11 protein-coding genes and 1 pseudogene are annotated in these 16,047 nt (G+C 62.5%); 3 read left to right on the top strand and 9 right to left on the bottom strand.

The features are described from left to right. Nucleotides 1-428: 428 nt before the first annotated feature. Together EA795_RS17275 and EA795_RS21445 are read right to left on the bottom strand one after the other, a co-directional pair. A complete protein-coding gene (locus EA795_RS17275) occupies nt 429-1,478 on the bottom strand; it encodes an asparaginase (RefSeq protein ID WP_014852689.1) in 1,050 nt (349 codons plus the stop codon). Nucleotides 1,479-1,788: 310 nt separating this feature from the next. Beyond that, nucleotides 1,789-2,170, bottom strand: a pseudogene (locus tag EA795_RS21445) (GntT/GntP/DsdX family permease). A 38-nt stretch (nt 2,171-2,208) separates the two neighbouring features. On the opposite strand from EA795_RS21445, the gene EA795_RS17260 reads away from it, so the two are divergent. Then, nucleotides 2,209-2,514: a CBS domain-containing protein gene (locus tag EA795_RS17260; protein WP_122078641.1), complete on the top strand. Its 306-nt coding sequence runs from the start codon at nt 2,209-2,211 to the stop codon at nt 2,512-2,514. 119 nt (nt 2,515-2,633) lie between these two features. On the opposite strand, the gene EA795_RS17255 is transcribed toward EA795_RS17260, so the two are convergent. From EA795_RS17255 to EA795_RS21440, 4 genes are all read right to left on the bottom strand, one after another. Next, on the bottom strand, nt 2,634-3,170 hold the full coding sequence (locus EA795_RS17255) for a DUF488 domain-containing protein (protein WP_058077195.1): 537 nt from the start codon (nt 3,168-3,170) through the stop codon (nt 2,634-2,636). Nucleotides 3,171-3,307: 137 nt separating this feature from the next. Further along, nucleotides 3,308-4,930 carry a methyl-accepting chemotaxis protein gene (locus EA795_RS17250; protein WP_058077194.1) on the bottom strand — a complete coding sequence of 541 codons (1,623 nt, stop codon included), beginning with the start codon at nt 4,928-4,930 and terminating at the stop codon, nt 3,308-3,310. A 162-nt stretch (nt 4,931-5,092) separates the two neighbouring features. After that, the gene (locus tag EA795_RS17245; RefSeq protein ID WP_122078639.1) at nt 5,093-7,330 is read right to left on the bottom strand and encodes a hybrid sensor histidine kinase/response regulator; all 2,238 of its coding nucleotides are present in this window, start codon (nt 7,328-7,330) and stop codon (nt 5,093-5,095) included. A 470-nt stretch (nt 7,331-7,800) separates the two neighbouring features. Further along, the gene (locus EA795_RS21440; protein ID WP_080586030.1) at nt 7,801-8,115 is read right to left on the bottom strand and encodes a hypothetical protein; all 315 of its coding nucleotides are present in this window, start codon (nt 8,113-8,115) and stop codon (nt 7,801-7,803) included. A 102-nt stretch (nt 8,116-8,217) separates the two neighbouring features. On the opposite strand from EA795_RS21440, the gene EA795_RS17235 reads away from it, so the two are divergent. After that, nucleotides 8,218-10,950: a mechanosensitive ion channel domain-containing protein gene (locus EA795_RS17235; RefSeq protein WP_147456319.1), complete on the top strand. Its 2,733-nt coding sequence runs from the start codon at nt 8,218-8,220 to the stop codon at nt 10,948-10,950. A gap of 27 nt (nt 10,951-10,977) precedes the next feature. On the opposite strand, the gene EA795_RS17230 is transcribed toward EA795_RS17235, so the two are convergent. From EA795_RS17230 to EA795_RS17220, 3 genes are read right to left on the bottom strand one after another with little or no spacing between them, the layout of a single operon-like run. Next, a complete protein-coding gene (locus EA795_RS17230) occupies nt 10,978-12,360 on the bottom strand; it encodes an efflux transporter outer membrane subunit (RefSeq protein WP_122078638.1) in 1,383 nt (460 codons plus the stop codon). Continuing rightward, nucleotides 12,357-13,541: an HlyD family secretion protein gene (locus EA795_RS17225; RefSeq protein ID WP_240645037.1), complete on the bottom strand. Its 1,185-nt coding sequence runs from the start codon at nt 13,539-13,541 to the stop codon at nt 12,357-12,359. The genes EA795_RS17230 and EA795_RS17225 overlap by 4 nt, the downstream gene beginning before the upstream one ends. Beyond that, nucleotides 13,538-15,115: an MFS transporter gene (locus EA795_RS17220; RefSeq protein WP_014852698.1), complete on the bottom strand. Its 1,578-nt coding sequence runs from the start codon at nt 15,113-15,115 to the stop codon at nt 13,538-13,540. The genes EA795_RS17225 and EA795_RS17220 overlap by 4 nt, the downstream gene beginning before the upstream one ends. Nucleotides 15,116-15,656: 541 nt before the next feature. On the opposite strand from EA795_RS17220, the gene EA795_RS17215 reads away from it, so the two are divergent. Beyond that, a partial coding sequence (locus EA795_RS17215) for a GTP-binding protein (protein ID WP_122078636.1) occupies nt 15,657-16,047 on the top strand: 391 nt, incomplete at its 3' end.

Below are 16,047 nucleotides of genomic sequence, written 5' to 3'. Positions count from 1 at the left end.
CCGGCCAGCAGGCACATGGTTGCGTAGGTGTGTCGGGCGTCGTATTGCCGGCGCCTACGGATACTCAAAGCATCCAGCGCGGCATGAAAGTGCTTAATGGTAACACTCGGCTCCTCGATCCACAGCCCGCCTTTGCTTGGTGGAAAGACGAAAGGGCTTTTGGCGAACGACGATGCAGAGACCATGTTCTTCAGCTTGGAGATGCGTCTCGCTTCTTGTAGCCCCTTCGCAACCGCAATCCCGAGCGTTTGCCAAGACCATTGCGCAAAAGCGGGGGGACTGGTGCTTACGGATCCAGCGCGCGTGATTGAGTGCTCGGCTTTAGCCTGTTCTAGGCGAATCAGCCATCTTTGCAGCCTTAGCCCAGGGCCCGCACCTGGGCTTCGATGACACACCGCAACCGGGTGCGCCGGTAGTGTCCGAGATATTTACATCACGTCGAATGCGGCCTGCAGATCGTCCTGCCCCGATTTTCCGCTTTGCAAAAGCAGCATCAGCAGAATGCGCGCTTTCTGCGGGCTCAGATTTCCTGCCATGACGGCACCGGCATCGGCAGTCGTTTTACCACCGCCTTCGAAACCGTAGTTGGCCATGACTCGGCCGTTATACACACGTGTCGAGATCACTACCGGAACCTGCTTGCCCAGTGCGTATTTGACCGCCTCGAACATCGGCTGATTCATGTTTCCCATGCCCAGCGCCTGAACCACGATCCCTTTTGCACCCTGGTCTACGGCGCTGCGCAGCAGGCTGCCATCAGCGCCGCCATACATCGCGACTATTTCTACTTTGGGCATGTTGTCGGTGCGGATTTCGATGTGCTGACGCCGCAGCGGCGCCCGGGCGAAAATCACGCGGTCAGGATAGACCTCACCCAGAAAACCGTAATCGCCGGACTGAAAGGTTTCCACGTTCGCCGTATGGGTTTTCGTTACATGGCGTGCGGCATTGATCTGGTTGTTCATGGCCAGCACGGTGCCTTTGCCCTTCGCCTGTTCATCAACCGCGATACGCACAGCGTTGAGCAGGTTGCGTGGGCCGTCGAAGTCGGAAGAGGAAGCGTTGCGCTGCGCGCCGATGACGACGACGGGTTTGTCCGATTCAACGGTCAGGTCAAGCCAGAAGGCGGTTTCCTCCAGCGTGTCGGTGCCGTGGGACACGATCACCCCCGATACTTCGGGACGCTGCAGTGCGGCGTCGACTGCCTTGGACAGCTCGACCCAGCGCGGCGGATCCATGTAGTCGGACGGTACGTTCGACAGGTTGTTGACTTCTATCTTCGCGAGCTCTGCCACTTCGGGCACAGTGGCGAGTAGGTCGTCACCCGAAATGGCGGGTACGGGTGCCTTCTTGACCGGGTCGATTTTCATGGCAATCGTGCCGCCGGTTGCAATGAACTGGACGGTAGGCTTTTCCTGCGCGTAGGCGCTGCCAATCAGGGTCGCGCAAAGCCCGGCCAACAAGAATGAGCGGTTCATGTCGTTTCCTTATTTTATTTATGCGGGGTATAGACCCTTCAGTGCGAGGCATTGTTCTATCCGGTCTCCTGCAAGCGGCAGAAGCAATCCGGCTGATTGCTTGGAGTAGTAGATTCGGCGCGTGGGTGGGATTGCAATCCGATGGATACCCGTGCGTGGTGCAGTGGCTGGCCTTTGGTTCGCCTGGGTCAGACGGTAATACGAAGAGTCTTAGCCGATGCAGCAAGCTTCACCTCATGGTACTTGCCGCATCGGCTTTGATCGGGGCCGACGAGCCCTTTGGGTCATGAGAAGAAGTGTCGTCCAGCCCTCAGCCTATGAACAGGCTGATCACCAGACAGATGGCCAGGCCGGTAAGGCCGACGATCGACTTCATGACCGTCCAGGGTTTCAGGGTATCCGAGACGCTCATGCCGAAGTATCGATTGGCCATCCAGAAGCCCGAGTCGTTGGCGTGCGAGAAGGCGGTGCCGCCGCAGGCAATCGCAATGGTGCACAGGGCGAGCATTTGCGGGCTTGCGCCCAGTAGCTCGGCCACAGGGGCTGTCAGGCTCGCGCCGGTAATCATCGCGACGGTACCCCTGGGAAATGCGCATGATGGCGGCAGTCGCGAAGCCGAACAGTATCAGGGGTATGTTCATTTCCTGCATCGCATCGGCCAGGATCTTGCCGAGCCCCGATTCGACGAGCACCTTGCCGAACACGCCACCGGCGCCCGTGATGGGCGAGCGTGGCGGATGTTCGTGCGGCGGCACTGGGCTCCGGCCATCTACACATCCTTGTGCTCTGCAATGATGCCAAGCCCCTGGTGGTGCACCTTCGCGATACCCTGCTGGAGCCGGATGCACGGCCCGCCCACGAGCTTGCACGTGACGTTCTTGTCCTCGACGCGCAAACCCCTGTCTACGAGGCCCTGACGCAGATGCGCAAGTCGAGTGTTCAATGTGCGGTAGTCATGAAGGATGGCCACATGCGCGGCGTCGTGACGCTTGCCGATATCCTGGAAAGAGTATTGCCGGTGACCACTTCTCGGTAGGTTTCGAGGGTTTCGAGGGTGTTGGTTGGCAGTCCGATAGCCGCCTGCTTTACTCGTGGCTCTTGTGCGCCGGATGAATGCTCATCCATGCCGAAAAACAGTAGCAAGCCGAACTGCGATCAACCGGTTGCCGGATAATGCACCTTCAGCCCACAAATACTTGCCGCGGGGTTAAGGGTGGCTTCATTCGCTTTCCCTGTATCCAGAATGTGGATCACTTTGACGTTTCGTACCAACAAGTAGTCCGCGACTATTCTGCGATGGCATCGCCACCAGACCGCTTCCGCGCACATGATGGCGCAGTTTCTGGTTTCGGCGATTGCCAGCAGCTGATTCAACCCGGTTTCGAATTCGTCGGAAAGCGCGTAATCGGCGTAGTTGTGGAAACTGCGGTTGTTCCAGAAGGCATTGGTTTCGGCAGGAATGCTCTTCGACTTCTTGCGCAAGCCTCCCAGTTCGCCAATCCGGTAATGCCTGATACCGAAGGCTGCAAGGCTTTCCGGTAACGCATCGAGATTGTACTGGGGATTGGTTCGGGATCGTGGGACCGTTCGGATGTCCACAACCGTATCGACGCCAAAGCCGCGTACCAGTTCGACGAACTGTTCCAGAGTTCTCGTCGAATGCCCGACTGTATAGACGGTGAGATCTTTCATAACGGCAAGCCGGCCTATCAGCTAACGCTGCAAGCTTAGGGGCGATGCTTGGGGCCTTGGTTCAATCATGCGGGCGCCCTTTGCGATCAGAATGATCACAAAGGGTGCGTTTACGCGGGAATGGTATTAGGTAACGTTCAGAGCGTGAATCGACCGACAAGGGTGTTGAGGTCGATCGCCAGGCGCGAAAGATCCTGGCTTGCAGCGGTCGTTTGGGTTGCGCCGGCCGATGTCTGAACGGCAAGGTCGCGAATGTTCACGAGGTTTCTGTCTACCTCTCGCGCCACCTGTGCCTGTTCTTCGGATGCGCTGGCGATCACCAGGTTGCGCTCGCTGATCTGGCTGATAGCGTTGGTGATCTCTTTCAGCGCCTGACCGGCGGCTTCCGCAAGGAGGAGCGTTGTAGTGGCCCGCTCTGAGCTCTCGCTCATCGAAGCAACGGCCTGGTCGGCACCCAGGCGAACGCTGGTGATCATCTGCTCTATTTCAGTGGTCGACTGTTGTGTGCGATGAGCCAACGCCCTCACTTCGTCTGCGACGACGGCGAAGCCTCGACCCGCATCGCCCGCTCGGGCGGCCTCGATGGCGGCGTTGAGGGCGAGCAGGTTAGTCTGCTCGGCGATCGAGCGAATGACGTCGAGCACTTTGCTGATATCGTGCACTTTGTCCGCCAGGCTTTTGACCTGAACCGAGGTATCACCGACTTCGTCCGCCAACTTCGAAATCGATATGACGGTGTTGTTGACCTGCTCCTGTCCCTGCTGTGCGTTGGCGTCCGATGCCTTTGAGGCTTCGGAAGTGCTCACCGCGTTGCGGGCAACTTCATCTACAGCAGCGGTCATTTCGTTGACCGCAGTTGCCGCTTGCTCAAGCTCGTGATTCTGCTGGGCGAGCCCACGTGCCGAGTCCTCTGTCACGACATTCAGTTCTTCGGCTGCCGCCGCCAATTGATCGGACGATTGCGCGATACGCTCGAGCGTTTCCCGCAGCTTGCCTTGCATGGTTTTCAGTGCAGCCAACAACTGTGCCGGCTCGTCCCGCCCATGCACGTCGACGGACTTGCTCAGATTCCCGGAGGCGACCGTTTCGGCAACGGACACCGCCAGACGAAGCGGGCGAACAATACTGCGTGTCAGTGCAAACGCCAGCAGGGCCGTCAAAGCCGCAGCAGCCAACATGACCCCCAAGACGACGGAGATTGACAGCTCGTAATCGCTCGTTGCTTTTTTTCCGGATTCCGCGGCGCCCGTCTTGTTGATCTCGACGAGCTTCGTTACCTGTTCCCCGAGCTGGTCCGAAAGCGCTTTATAGGTTGTTCCGAGCAGTTGCTGGATGTCGCTGATTCGCCCTTCATCGGAGAGCGCCAACAGTTTCTCGTTGATGTCGAAGTAACGTTCAAGGGCTGCATCAAACCGCTCATATTGGGCACGCTCGATATCATTGTCGATCAGCGCTTCATATGTGGCTCTGGCCTTTCGCAACTGCTCGGCCAGCTCCTTGGAACGCCTTGCGCTTTCTGCCAGATCCGCAGCTTCGCGATCGACAAAAAGCCTGAACGATACGATGCGCATGCGCAGCATCTTCTCGTTTATTTCTCCTAATGCCTCATAGCTTGGAAGCTTGTTGGCAGCGATGTCGATGGTGGCTGCCCTGATACTCTTCATCTGAATCAGCGCGAATGTACCCAGCGCGATGACCAGCAGCGCAACTATTGAAAAGCACACAGCCGAACGCACGGCAATGTTGTAATGCCTCATCATTTTCGTATTCTCGTCGATTGATGTTACGGCATAGCACTGCTTTTACCGCGGTCGCTTGCGCCGTTCATTTTTATCGACGAGCACATTCTGCTCTTGACGCTCTTTCCCTGACCGGCCGTCGGACACTTCGATCGACCTGCCTTGCTTCATCGAGCCAATGCGTCATGCGCGGGTCAGCCAGGCCCTGTTCTGTTCCTGGGCCGCGAACAGGGCTGCCGATAGTGTCTGGATGGTAAAAGGCTTGGTAAGAACCCGCATACCGAGGTCCGCCGGCAACGTCTCGGTATAACCGGTCGCCAGCACGATGCCGAGCTCCGGATAATGAGACCGGGCCATCTCGGCAAGGCTCACTCCGTCCAGCTGGCCGGGCATGACGATGTCAGAAAACAGCACGTTTACGCGCGGCTGGTCAGAAGTCGCCAGCCTGGCAAGGGCCGCCTCAGCATCATTCGCGACGTCGACCGCATAGCCCAGCTCTTCGAGCATCGAGCCCACGACATCCCGCACCTCTGCATCGTCGTCGACCAACAGTACTCTGGCGGTCCCTTCCATCGGCCCCGATATCTTGTGTTCCAGTTCGGTAACTTCGGCGTTCTCGTTTGCGAACGGCAAAAGCAGGGTGATACGGGTGCCCTGGTCGATTTCGCTGTCAATCGATACCGTTCCATGGGACTGTCTGGCGAAACCGTATACCTGCGCCAGGCCGAGGCCGGTTCCTTCGCCAATAGGCTTGGTCGTGAAGAAGGGTTCGAACGCCCGCTCGCGGACCTCCTCGCTCATCCCGCAGCCGGAGTCCGTGATCTCCAGCCGGACGCATGAGCCTCTGGTCAGCTCCCCGATATCCTGAGCGCCAGCTTCCTGTCGACCAAGACGGATGCTCAGCGAGCCTCCGTCGGGCATCGCATCGCGTGCATTGATTGCCATGTTGAGAATGGCCAGTTCGCATTGCAAGGGATCGACCTTGATGGGCCATGCGCTTTCCGGCAATTCCAGGTTCAGCTCCACGCGGCTGGGCAGGGCGCCATGGAGCAGTTCGCACATGTCCATGATCAGCGTGCGCAGATCGACTTGCTTGACTTCATTAGTGCGACCGCGACTGAACGTCATCAGTTGTCGGGTCAGCTGCGCGCCGCGTTGGGCCGAACGCTGGCAAGCCTCGATGGCGCGCTTCGCCCTAGGGTTGGTGCATAACATGTCGGCCAGTTGCAGACCTACCGTCATGCTTTGCAGCAGATTGTTGAAGTCATGGGCTATTCCACCGGTCAGTCTGCCGAGCGCCTCGAGTTTCTGCCCCTGCAACAGGGCCTGGTGGGATCGCTCGGCCTGGGCGACGGCCTCGGTAACTCGCTCCGCCATTTCCTGATTCGACCTGTTGATCGTCAGGCTTGCCTGTGCCAGCACTCGGGCGGTTCGGTCGGTTTCGTCCATTCCCGTGTCGGGCGCAACGACCAGTTCGCCACGTCCCAGCGCCTTGGCAGCTTGGTCGAGCTGCGCCAATGGGCGCGTGATGGTTCGTCCCAGCACGATTGCGAAAACCAGCGCCAGCGCCAGGACCAGGACGATTCCGAGCAACACCGTGCCGAGGGGCGCGAGGATGCTCGCCAGCACATCCTGTTTGGGAATTGCGATGAGAACCCTCCAGCCGGACGACTCGGCGCGGCTGTAGAAGGTTACGACCTCCTCCCCATCGCGCGTGATCGAGTCGAGCGACCCTTCGCGATCTATCTGGTTCTCGATTTCGTGCTGGAAGCCCGGGCTGGCAGCTTCACCGATGTGCTTCTCGGAATCACGTGTACGGGCCACGATATTGAAGTTGCCGTCCAGGATCACGCCGAGCCAGTTCTCGGGGAGCGCCTGCGCCGCGAGGAGGGCGCCAAGACCAGCCGCCGGAAATTTCAGCGACACGTAATAGATGATGGTCCCGTCCCGAAGCACGGGGCGATGGATCGCGATGGCATAGGTGCGACTCAGGGGGTCGCGAAACAGGGGGCTCACGTCCAGCGATGGCAACCCTCCGACGCGGACCAGTCGCGGGAGGCTTGGGGGCATGGGCAGCGGAAAACCATAGGGATGTTCCGTATCGATCAGGGGAATGCCGTCGGCGTCGAACACCGTTACCCCGCCCCCGAGCGGTTGCACGGTCTGCTGGAGGCGGGCATGAAAGGTGCGAAGGTCTCCTTGCACCAGGCTCGGGTTTGCCGCAATAGTCGAAACGATCGTGCCGTACCGCGCCAGCTCGCGGTCAACGGCTAGCGCGACCGCACGCGTCGTTCCGTTCATGCTCTGTGCGATCCGGACCGACTGGGATTGATAAACCGAATAGGTCGTATACAGCGCGAAGGCGAGTGAGGGCGCAATGACGGCGAAAACCAGCCAGACGAGTCGGGCGCGTATGGACACGGGACGGAAGCTCCTCGGCCGGAGATTTTTAATGCCGGGATCCCGATCCCGTCCGATTTATGACGCTTGCTGAAGAGTGTGACAAAAAGGAGTTGTATTTGTCACGGCAACGAGTCGCACGGTAGAACCAGGCAATGCAGCCGGATCGCTGGTAAATCCGCTTGAGCCGTTCCGTGCAAACCGGCCTTGGCCGTTGAGCCGACTTCCGGCTCGATTCCGTACCCTTACAGCGATCTCGGCTTACCGGCATAGAATCGGGGTGAAAACCCTTCGCTTCCGCTGGAGCAGCCCGTACGCGCAAACGACGCTGGCTACTCCGTCCGGCCAGGGTGTTGTGGACCGATATGCTGAGTTCGATCAGCTCCAGCACCTGCTTCAATCGCTTTTGGTCGGTACTGGAGGCTGGTTCCCATGGGTTCGCCACGGCTTGTCGGGGTTCACCCGCAGAGCCTCGGTCTTGGTCGACCAGGTTACTGAAGCCCGCGTGGAAGGCGGTTCCGGCCCGGCAGTTGCTCCAGTCGACGCTGCCATTCGGCGCGTGCTGTGAGGATTGGGGCAGGCTTTGCTGTCTCGGGTATTACTGCCACCGCCGTCTTCGCTGCTTTCGCGGCTGCTCTCAGTTCGGCAAGGCTGGGTGTCTTGCGGACCGGCTCATCTGTCTTCTTTTCAAGGGTGCGAAGGCAGAGCTTGCATGAAACCTGAGTCGCATCGGAGGTGCCATTGAGGCTCGATCCTGTGCGTCCACACGCGACGATCTCCGGGGAAGTGGAGTAGTGAGTGACCAATGTTTCGTCTCCTGCTTTTTCGGGGCGCGGGATGTTACACGTTCATATCTGCAGGGGGTATAAACGGCGGTGCAAAAGTAGTCGCTGGTAAGTTCTGCCGTCATGGACGGGACGCGTACACCAGCATCATCATCGCGTCGAGAACTTCGCCGATTACGCGAGCGGACCATGCCGAGCGGGGCGATGTGCGCATTGCCGGAAACTCAGTGCTTCCAGAGATGCCCAATGCGAAACGGCCATCAGGTTCCGTTGAATTCCGCGCCTCGCTTCAGCCTGCCCCAAGGTCTCATTCGTCTCATGCATAGATCACGTTCAAGCATTCTTTGTATTCCGCTCATTGCTGTTCTGCTGCAGATGGCCGCGCCGGTGCAGGCTCAGAGCGAGTCGTCGCATCTGTCCGGCGACGTTTCCCGCCAGGATGCCCGGCGGGCCGTGGAGGTGCTGGAGGACGAAGGGCGGCGCGCCGATGTGCTGGCGACGCTCCGGGTGATCGCGGGCGACGCTGCCGTGGCACCGGCAGCGGACGATACCGAGGGGGAGCCGGCGCCAGCCGAGGCGCCGGTTGCGGCCGAGCCGGAGCCGGTGATCACGCCGCTGGAGGAGGGTGGGCTGATCGCGCGGATGCTGGGGCAGGTCGGACGTTGGGCCGATGGTCTTGGCCAGCAGGTGGGGCAGGTCAGGGATGCGCTGCTGGAGCTTCCCGCATGGTTCGATTCGATCTTTCGGTCACAGGCGGAGCGGGCGTTGCTTGTCGATGCGCTGATAGCCTTGGCCGTGGTCTTTGTGCTCGGCCTGCTGGTCGAGTGGGCGCTGCGACGTCTGCTGCGCAGACCTTGCCTGGCCTTGCAGGAGCATGCGCGGCAGGTCGAGGAGCGTGCGCGCGTCGCCGAGGTGGTCGAGGGCTCACTGCCTGGCCAACAGCAGGCCGGACAGATCGATGCCGAGCGCGCAGCGGTAGCCGCTGCCACCCAGCCCGAGCAGCCCGGCGTCGCGCTGGTGCAGACCATCCGAGACGGCGTCGAGAGGGTCGAGGCCATTCCGATAAACGCTCCTGAGCAGAACGTCGCCGAGCCGGATAGAAGTGCGGTGGCGGAGCCGGCCCCGACGGAGCGCAAGGCCAAGGCTAAGGCCCGGCGTGACGGCAGAGTCAGCGAACACCGCGGTGCGCTGCGGCACCTGCCGTTCGCGCTTGGCATCTTTCTTCTGGACCTGCTGCCGCTGGCCCTGTTTTTCTGCGTCGCCGCGCTGGTCATGCATCTGTATCCCAGTCTCGACGAGCGGACCCGCGAGGCCGCCGGCGTATTCGTGCTCGCCTACCTGTTCACCCGCCTGAGCATGGCGGTGGTGCGCTTGTTGATATCGCCAAGCGGTTACGGCCTGCGGGTTTTCCGGTTGAGCGGCGAGACGTCGCGACTGCTGAACCACTGGGCGCTGTACTTCGTGGCGCTGGCAGCCTTCGGTATCGCCGTGGCGGATGCGTTGCAGACGCTCGGCGGCGGGGCGGCGGGGCGCACCGCGATCCTGAAGTTCGTCTCGCTGCTCGCTCACCTGATGATCGTCATGCTCATCTTCAGGCTGCGGCGGCCGGTACGCGATGCCATCGCACCCAAGGCAGGCAGCAGCGGGCCGCTCGCGACCCTCCGTCATTGGGCCGCGCAGATCTGGGCCATTGCCGCCGCCGTGTTCGTCATGGGCATGTGGGTGGTCTGGGCGCTTGGCGTCGAGAACGGTTTCCCGAGGCTGATCGAATTCATCGGGGTAACCGGTGGCATCGTGGTGCTCGGCCGCCTGGCCGCGGTGCTGCTGCTCGGAGCCCTTGAGCGGGGCTTTGTCGGCGGGCCCAGCGACGAGAGCGATGCCGCGCAAGCGGCCAATGGCATGCGTAGCCGGTTGGCCGAACAGCTGTATCCATTGGTGCGCTGGCTCATGTCGGTACTGATCGCCGTCTGCGTGCTGGTCGCGCTCTTTCAGGCCTGGGGCTTCGATGCGATCGGCTGGTTCGCAGCGGGAACAATCGGCCGCAGCCTGGCCAGCGCCGCGATCACCATCGTGGTCGCGGTGATCCTGGCGCTGGTGGTCTGGCAGCTGACCAATGCCGTACTCGAGCGGCGCATCGCCCGCTGGAGCGAAAGCGGGGAGCTGATGCGGGCCGCGCGGCTGCGCACGCTGCTGCCGATGTTGCGGACGGGGTTGATGATCGTGATCCTGCTGATCGTCGGCATGACCGCCCTCAGCGAGATCGGCATCAATACGACGCCGCTGCTGGCGGGCGCGAGCATCATCGGCGTCGCCCTGGGCTTCGGCTCGCAGAAGCTGGTCCAGGACTTCATCACCGGCATCTTCCTGCTCATGGAGAACGCCATGCAGGTGGGCGACTGGGTGACGGTCGCGGGCGTCTCCGGCACGGTGGAGAACCTGTCGATCCGCACGGTGCGCTTGCGCGCGGGCGACGGTTCGCTGCACATCGTGCCGTTCAGCTCGGTGTCCACGGTCAACAACACCAACCGCGGCATCGGCAACGCGGCGGTGCGGATCAGTGTCGGCTACGACACCGACATCGACCAGGCGATCGCCGAACTGAAGAAGATCGGCGCGGAACTGCGTGCGGACCCTGCGTTCGCCGACCTGATCATCGACGACCTGGCCGTCTGGGGCGTCGACTCGGTGGACGGCTCGATGGTGACGCTGGCCGGGCAGATGCGTTGTGTCGACAAGGGCCGCTGGGGTGTGCAGCGCGAGTTCAACCGGCGCATCTTCGAGCACTTCCGCGAGCTGGGCATCCAGATCGCGGATCCGCGTGAGCGTTTCATGATGGCCCAGGAGCCGATGGCGTAGCTTTGTCGCGCGGTGGCGACGGCACGGCTAGCGCTGGTCGGCGACCTGCCAGCCACCGCCCAGCACCTGGTAGAGGTCGATCAGGGCGTTGAGCTGACGCTCACGCAGTTGCACGGCCGTCAGCTCGGTGTTGAACAGGTTGCGCTGGGCGTCGAGGGTTTCCAGGTACGACGAGTAGCCCGCGCGGTAACGGTCCTCGGCAAGGGTCAGCGACCTTTCGAGCACGGCGCGGCGCGCCTCGATCCGCTCGATCTGCTGCCGCAGATTGCCCTCCGCCGAAAGGCTGTTCTCCACTTCACCGAAGGCCTCCAGCGCGGCGGCGCGGTAGGCGAAGGCGGCCTGATCGCGCTGCGCGACGGCGATGTTGACCCCTGCCTCCAGGCGCCCCGCATCGAAGATCGGTGCCAGCACGCTGGCGCCGATGTCCCAGACGCGGACCGGGTCGTAATCGCGTGAGTTGACGAACAGCCGGCCAAGGCTGGCCGATACCTGTACCTGGGGCAGAAAGCGATCGCGCTGGGCTTGCAGGTTGAGGTCGCTGGCAGCCAACAGCAGCTCGGCCTGATGAATATCCGGTCGCCGCCGCAACAGCTCCGACGGCAGCACGCCGGGCACCGCGGGTGGTTCGATGGCGAACAATCCGGCGCCGCGCTGGACCGCACCCGGCAGCGCCCCGCTGAGCAGGCGCACGGCATGTTCCTGTTCGCGAATGGCCTGCTGCAACTGGGGCAACAGCTGTGCCGTGGCTTCGTATTCGGATTGCGCCTGGGTCAACTCCAGCTGCGAGGTGTAGCCAAGGCTGGCACGGTCCTCGGCGACCCGCAGCGCCTGGCGGCGCGATTCGAGCGTCTCGCGGGTCACGTGCAGCTGGCGATCCAGCGACAGCAGCGAGACATAGGCACGTGCGGTGGTGCTGGCCACGGCCAGGCGCACCGCATCGCGTTCGGCTTCGCTGGCCTGGTACTGCAGGGTGGCCGCCTCGCGTAGGCGCCGCAGCCGACCCCAGATGTCTACCTCGTAAGACAGCTGCAACGACGGCTGTACGGCCGTGGTTTGAGTGATGCCGAGCACGCTGAGCTCGCGCGTACGTTGCGCGCCCAGCACCGCGTCCAGATTCGGCAGCAGTGCGGCGTGGGACAGGCGGATCTGCTCGCGAGCCTGTTCGACCCGAGACGCGGCGATCAACACGTCGCTGTTGTGCGCCAGTGCTGCCTCGACTAGTGCGGTCAGTTGCGCATCCCCGAACGACTGCCACCAATGAGCCGATATTTCCGACGCCCGCACGCCCTCGGCGCGCCAGCTGTCCGGCGGGGTGAAGGCGGCCTCGGTCGGCGGTGGCTGATGCGGCGGCATGCAGCCAGCCAGGCTGGCCAGCAGCAGAGGTATCAGCCATGCGGGCGGACGAGTCATCGCGTGCCGTCCGCTGCGGCGTCGGTAGTGGCTGCATCGGCGCCCGTATCGACGCTGGTGATCACCGACAGGCCTGGGCGAAGCCGTTCGCTCAAAGGCTGGTCCGGGTCGATGGAAATGCGCACCGGAATCCGTTGCACCACCTTGGTGAAATTGCCGGTGGCGTTATCCGGGCGCAACACGGCGAATTCCGAGCCGGTGGCCGGCGCCATTCGCTGCACGCGCCCGCGCAGTCGAGCGCCGTCCACCGCGTCGACTTCGATGGTCACCGGCTGGCCCGGACGCATCGCGAAGGTCTGGGTTTCCTTGTAGTTGGCGATGACCCAGAGCTGTTCCGGCACCAGGTAGAGCAGCTGCGTGCCGGCCGCGACATACTGCCCCTGACGCACGGTAACCTCGCTTACCCGGCCGTCGCGCGGCGCCTCGATGGCGGTGTTGTCCAGGTCGATCCGGGCCCGTTTCAGCGCGGCCTGGGCGATTTCCACCTGCGCTTGCAGGCCCCCGCGCGAAACCTCGCTGGCCTTCAGGGTCTGTTCGGCAATGGCGATAGCGGCCTGGCTCTGCTTCACTTTCGCCCCGGCCGCGCGCGCGGTGGCACGAATCTGGTCGCGCTCGCGGATCGACACCGAGCCGCGTTCGGCCAGCTCGTTGACGCGTCTTTCATCGGCCAGCGCCCGTTGCAGTTCGGCTTCTACGGCAGACAGTTCGGCGCGACGTGACGCCAGCGTGGCGCGGTTGGAGGCCAGCGTCTGCTCGAGATTCTCCAGCTGGAAGCGTTGCGCCGCCAGCTCGGCACGGCGCTGCTCGACCAGCTGGCGATACTGCCGGTCATCGATGCGCACCAGCGGCTGACCACGGGTAACCTCCTCGAAATCCTGCACCAGCACCTCGGTGACATAACCGTTGACCTGGGGCGCCAGAACGGTGATCTGCCCGCGTATGTAGGCGTTCTCGGTAACCGCAACACCGCCGCTGAAGGGCCACAGCTGCCAGGCATAGAGGATCGCCACGACACCGACCAGCGCGACCAGGGCCATCAGGGTCACCGAGCGCCGGCTCGGCTTGATGGTTTTCGGCGGGTCGTCCGGTGTCGGGCCGGCATCGGTAGCCGCCGCCGATGCTTGCGGTGGTTGCGCCGTCTGCAGGGTTTCTTCCTCTTCCGCTTGCTTGGTCTCACTCATGGCGACGAACCATTCCTGTTCTGCTGTGCGATGCGCAGGGTGCGATAGAGCGTCCAGCCGAACACGCCTATGGAGAGCATGCCGATCAGCCGGAATACGTCATTGAAGGCGAGCACGTTGGCTTCGCGCGTAGCGGCCTGGCTGAGTTGCGCCACGCTTTGCGCCTGGCGCAACTGCGGGTCGTTCTGGTGCGGGGCAAGTGCCTGGCTCTGTGCCTGCAGCCGTTGCAGGACACGCGGATCGCCCGCTATCACCTGCTCGGTCAGATGGCTGGAGTGGTATTTCTCGCGCACCACCTGATAGGTGCCGAACAGCGCCGGAGCCGCCAGCCCGCCCAGGCTCTGGGTCATGGTGAACAGCACGATGAAGCTGACCAGGTAGTTCGGCCCTTTGCGCAGGGCCATACCCATGCCCGTGATCATCAGCGGGCCGAGGAACATGCCGCTGGCGAAGGACAGCAGCCCCTGGCTGACGAATATGTCGTGGGGGCGGGTCAAGCTGGTGGATCTGATGTCGAGGAAACTGGCGGTGGCGATCAGCAGGGTCGACAGCAGGATCTGCGGCAGGGCATTGCTCGGGCTGAAGGTCATGGCGCTGCCGGCGATACCCAGGGTCAGCCCGAGCAGGATCACCGCATACAGTGGCTGCAACTGGTCGGTGCCCATTCCCAGGGTCTGCAGCAGGCCGACGGCGCCGTAGGTCTGCTCCGAGAGCAGCAGGCGCAGAGCGAGCGCGCCGAAGGCGAAGCGCAGCATCTCCGCCGTACCCAGCCAGCGGGTGTGCAGCAGCGGATTGCGCCGATGATGTTCGATCATGAATGCAGCGCAGAACAGCAACAGCGCAGCGAGCAGTGCATAGCCAAGCCAGGGTTGTTCGGTCCACCAGAGGATTCGCCCCTGTGTCAGTACCGCGGCGATCAGCGCCAGCGCTGGTGCGAGCAGGGCGAAGGTGAGGAAATCCAGCGGCTCGAAGGCCTGGATTCGCTCCCCCAAAGGCAGCTTGAGCACCACCACCGCCGCCAGCGAGCAGAGCGCCAGGCCGCTCTCGAACATATAGAGGCGGTGCCATTCGCCCATGTCCAGCAGCGCCGGCGACAACAGCCAGGCCAGCGGCGTGCCCAGCTGGGTAATGCCGAACCCGAGAATCACCGCCTTCGGCAGGTCCGCTTTGCGGAACGCCTGCAGCATGTAGAACAGCGCCAACGAACTCGTGGTGGCCGCCGCCAGACCGCTGGCGGCACGCACGAAGATCGCCATCTCCAGCCCTTCGACGAAGACATGGGCGACGGTCAGCAACGCATACAGCAACAGCCCGATCTCGGCGAAGCGCCGCAGGCCGTACTGCTGGCGGAACTTGATCAACAGCAGATTGGCGGAAACATTGACCATGAAATAGGCCGCCGGCAGCCAGGCACCTTGCGACGGCGTCAGCCCGAGATCGCCCTGGATGCTCGGCAGGTTGGCGATGACCAGCGCATTGCCCAACCCGCCGGTGATCCCCACCAGCACCGCGACACAGGCATAGGCGATGCGCACCGGCATCGGATGCAGCAGGATCGCTGGCGAACCGGGCATGGATGGGCGTTCATGGGGCTCCCAGCGGGGAACGGGCGCAAGGTATTCCGGCATTTCGCAGGGCTCGACGGCGTTGAATCGGGATGAGCGGGCGCCGCTACCGAGTCGGCAGACATAGTTGGGACAGCCGTCGGCGCAAAATGATTGGCCGCGTTTTCACAGATGACCTTCTGTCGAGCCGAATTCAGCTGCAGTTCCCGGCTCTGGTCAGTGCCTCCGCCTGACGACGAGGCGCGAACGCGCGTCGGCGTACCCTGTCCAATATGCATGGAAAGGCGAGCGGAGCGAGGCGGTTCCGTTGGCTGGATTGGTATGGCTAATGGCCTGAAAGCATCCAAGGTTGTCTTCCGGGTCGATAGCAAGGGGAGTGTGATCGCCACACACTTCCGGACAGTCAGTGGGCTGGCTTCAGATTCAGCTCGAAGCTTCGATCATTCGAACGAGATGGACGTTTGGGATTCGATCATGAGTGCCCGGTGGCGAATCACTGCCACCTGCCTTCCGATCGAGCAGCGAACTGTCTCGCTCCAAGGAGAGCACCATGAGTCGCAAGACCCCCATCAACCGCTACCGCAACATCGGCATCGTGGCCCACGTGGATGCGGGCAAGACCACTACCACCGAGCGGATCCTGTTCTACACAGGCGTCAACCACAAGATGGGCGAGACTCATGATGGTGCGTCGACCACTGACTGGATGGTGCAGGAGCAGGAGCGTGGTATCACCATCACCTCCGCGGCCGTTACCGCGTTCTGGCAGGGTTCGCAGAAGCAGTACGACAATTACCGGGTGAACGTCATCGACACCCCCGGTCACGTTGACTTCACCATCGAAGTGGAGCGTTCGCTGCGCGTGCTCGACGGCGCCGTCGTCGTGTTCTGCGGTACTTCCGGCGTCGAGCCGCAGTCCGAGACCGTCTGGCGTCAGGCCA

The sequence above is a fragment of the Stutzerimonas nitrititolerans genome, from assembly GCF_003696285.1.
In the GTDB taxonomy this organism is placed as follows: Bacteria; Pseudomonadota; Gammaproteobacteria; order Pseudomonadales; family Pseudomonadaceae; genus Stutzerimonas; species Stutzerimonas nitrititolerans.
Note: the sequence above shows the minus strand (reverse complement) of the source record. Positions and strands in the feature narration are given on the sequence as shown.

Excerpts from the sequence above, each read along its gene's own strand:
- EA795_RS17275 (WP_014852689.1), bottom strand. The coding sequence starts at position 1,478 with ATGAACCGCTCATTCTTGTTGGCCGGGCTTTGCGCGACCCTGATTGGC.
- EA795_RS17225 (WP_240645037.1), bottom strand. The coding sequence starts at position 13,541 with ATGAGTGAGACCAAGCAAGCGGAAGAGGAAGAAACCCTGCAGACGGCG.
- EA795_RS17235 (WP_147456319.1), top strand. The coding sequence starts at position 8,218 with ATGGACGGGACGCGTACACCAGCATCATCATCGCGTCGAGAACTTCGC.
- EA795_RS17255 (WP_058077195.1), bottom strand. The coding sequence starts at position 3,170 with ATGAAAGATCTCACCGTCTATACAGTCGGGCATTCGACGAGAACTCTG.
- EA795_RS17250 (WP_058077194.1), bottom strand. The coding sequence starts at position 4,930 with ATGATGAGGCATTACAACATTGCCGTGCGTTCGGCTGTGTGCTTTTCA.
- EA795_RS17220 (WP_014852698.1), bottom strand. The coding sequence starts at position 15,115 with ATGCCCGGTTCGCCAGCGATCCTGCTGCATCCGATGCCGGTGCGCATC.
- EA795_RS17230 (WP_122078638.1), bottom strand. The coding sequence starts at position 12,360 with ATGACTCGTCCGCCCGCATGGCTGATACCTCTGCTGCTGGCCAGCCTG.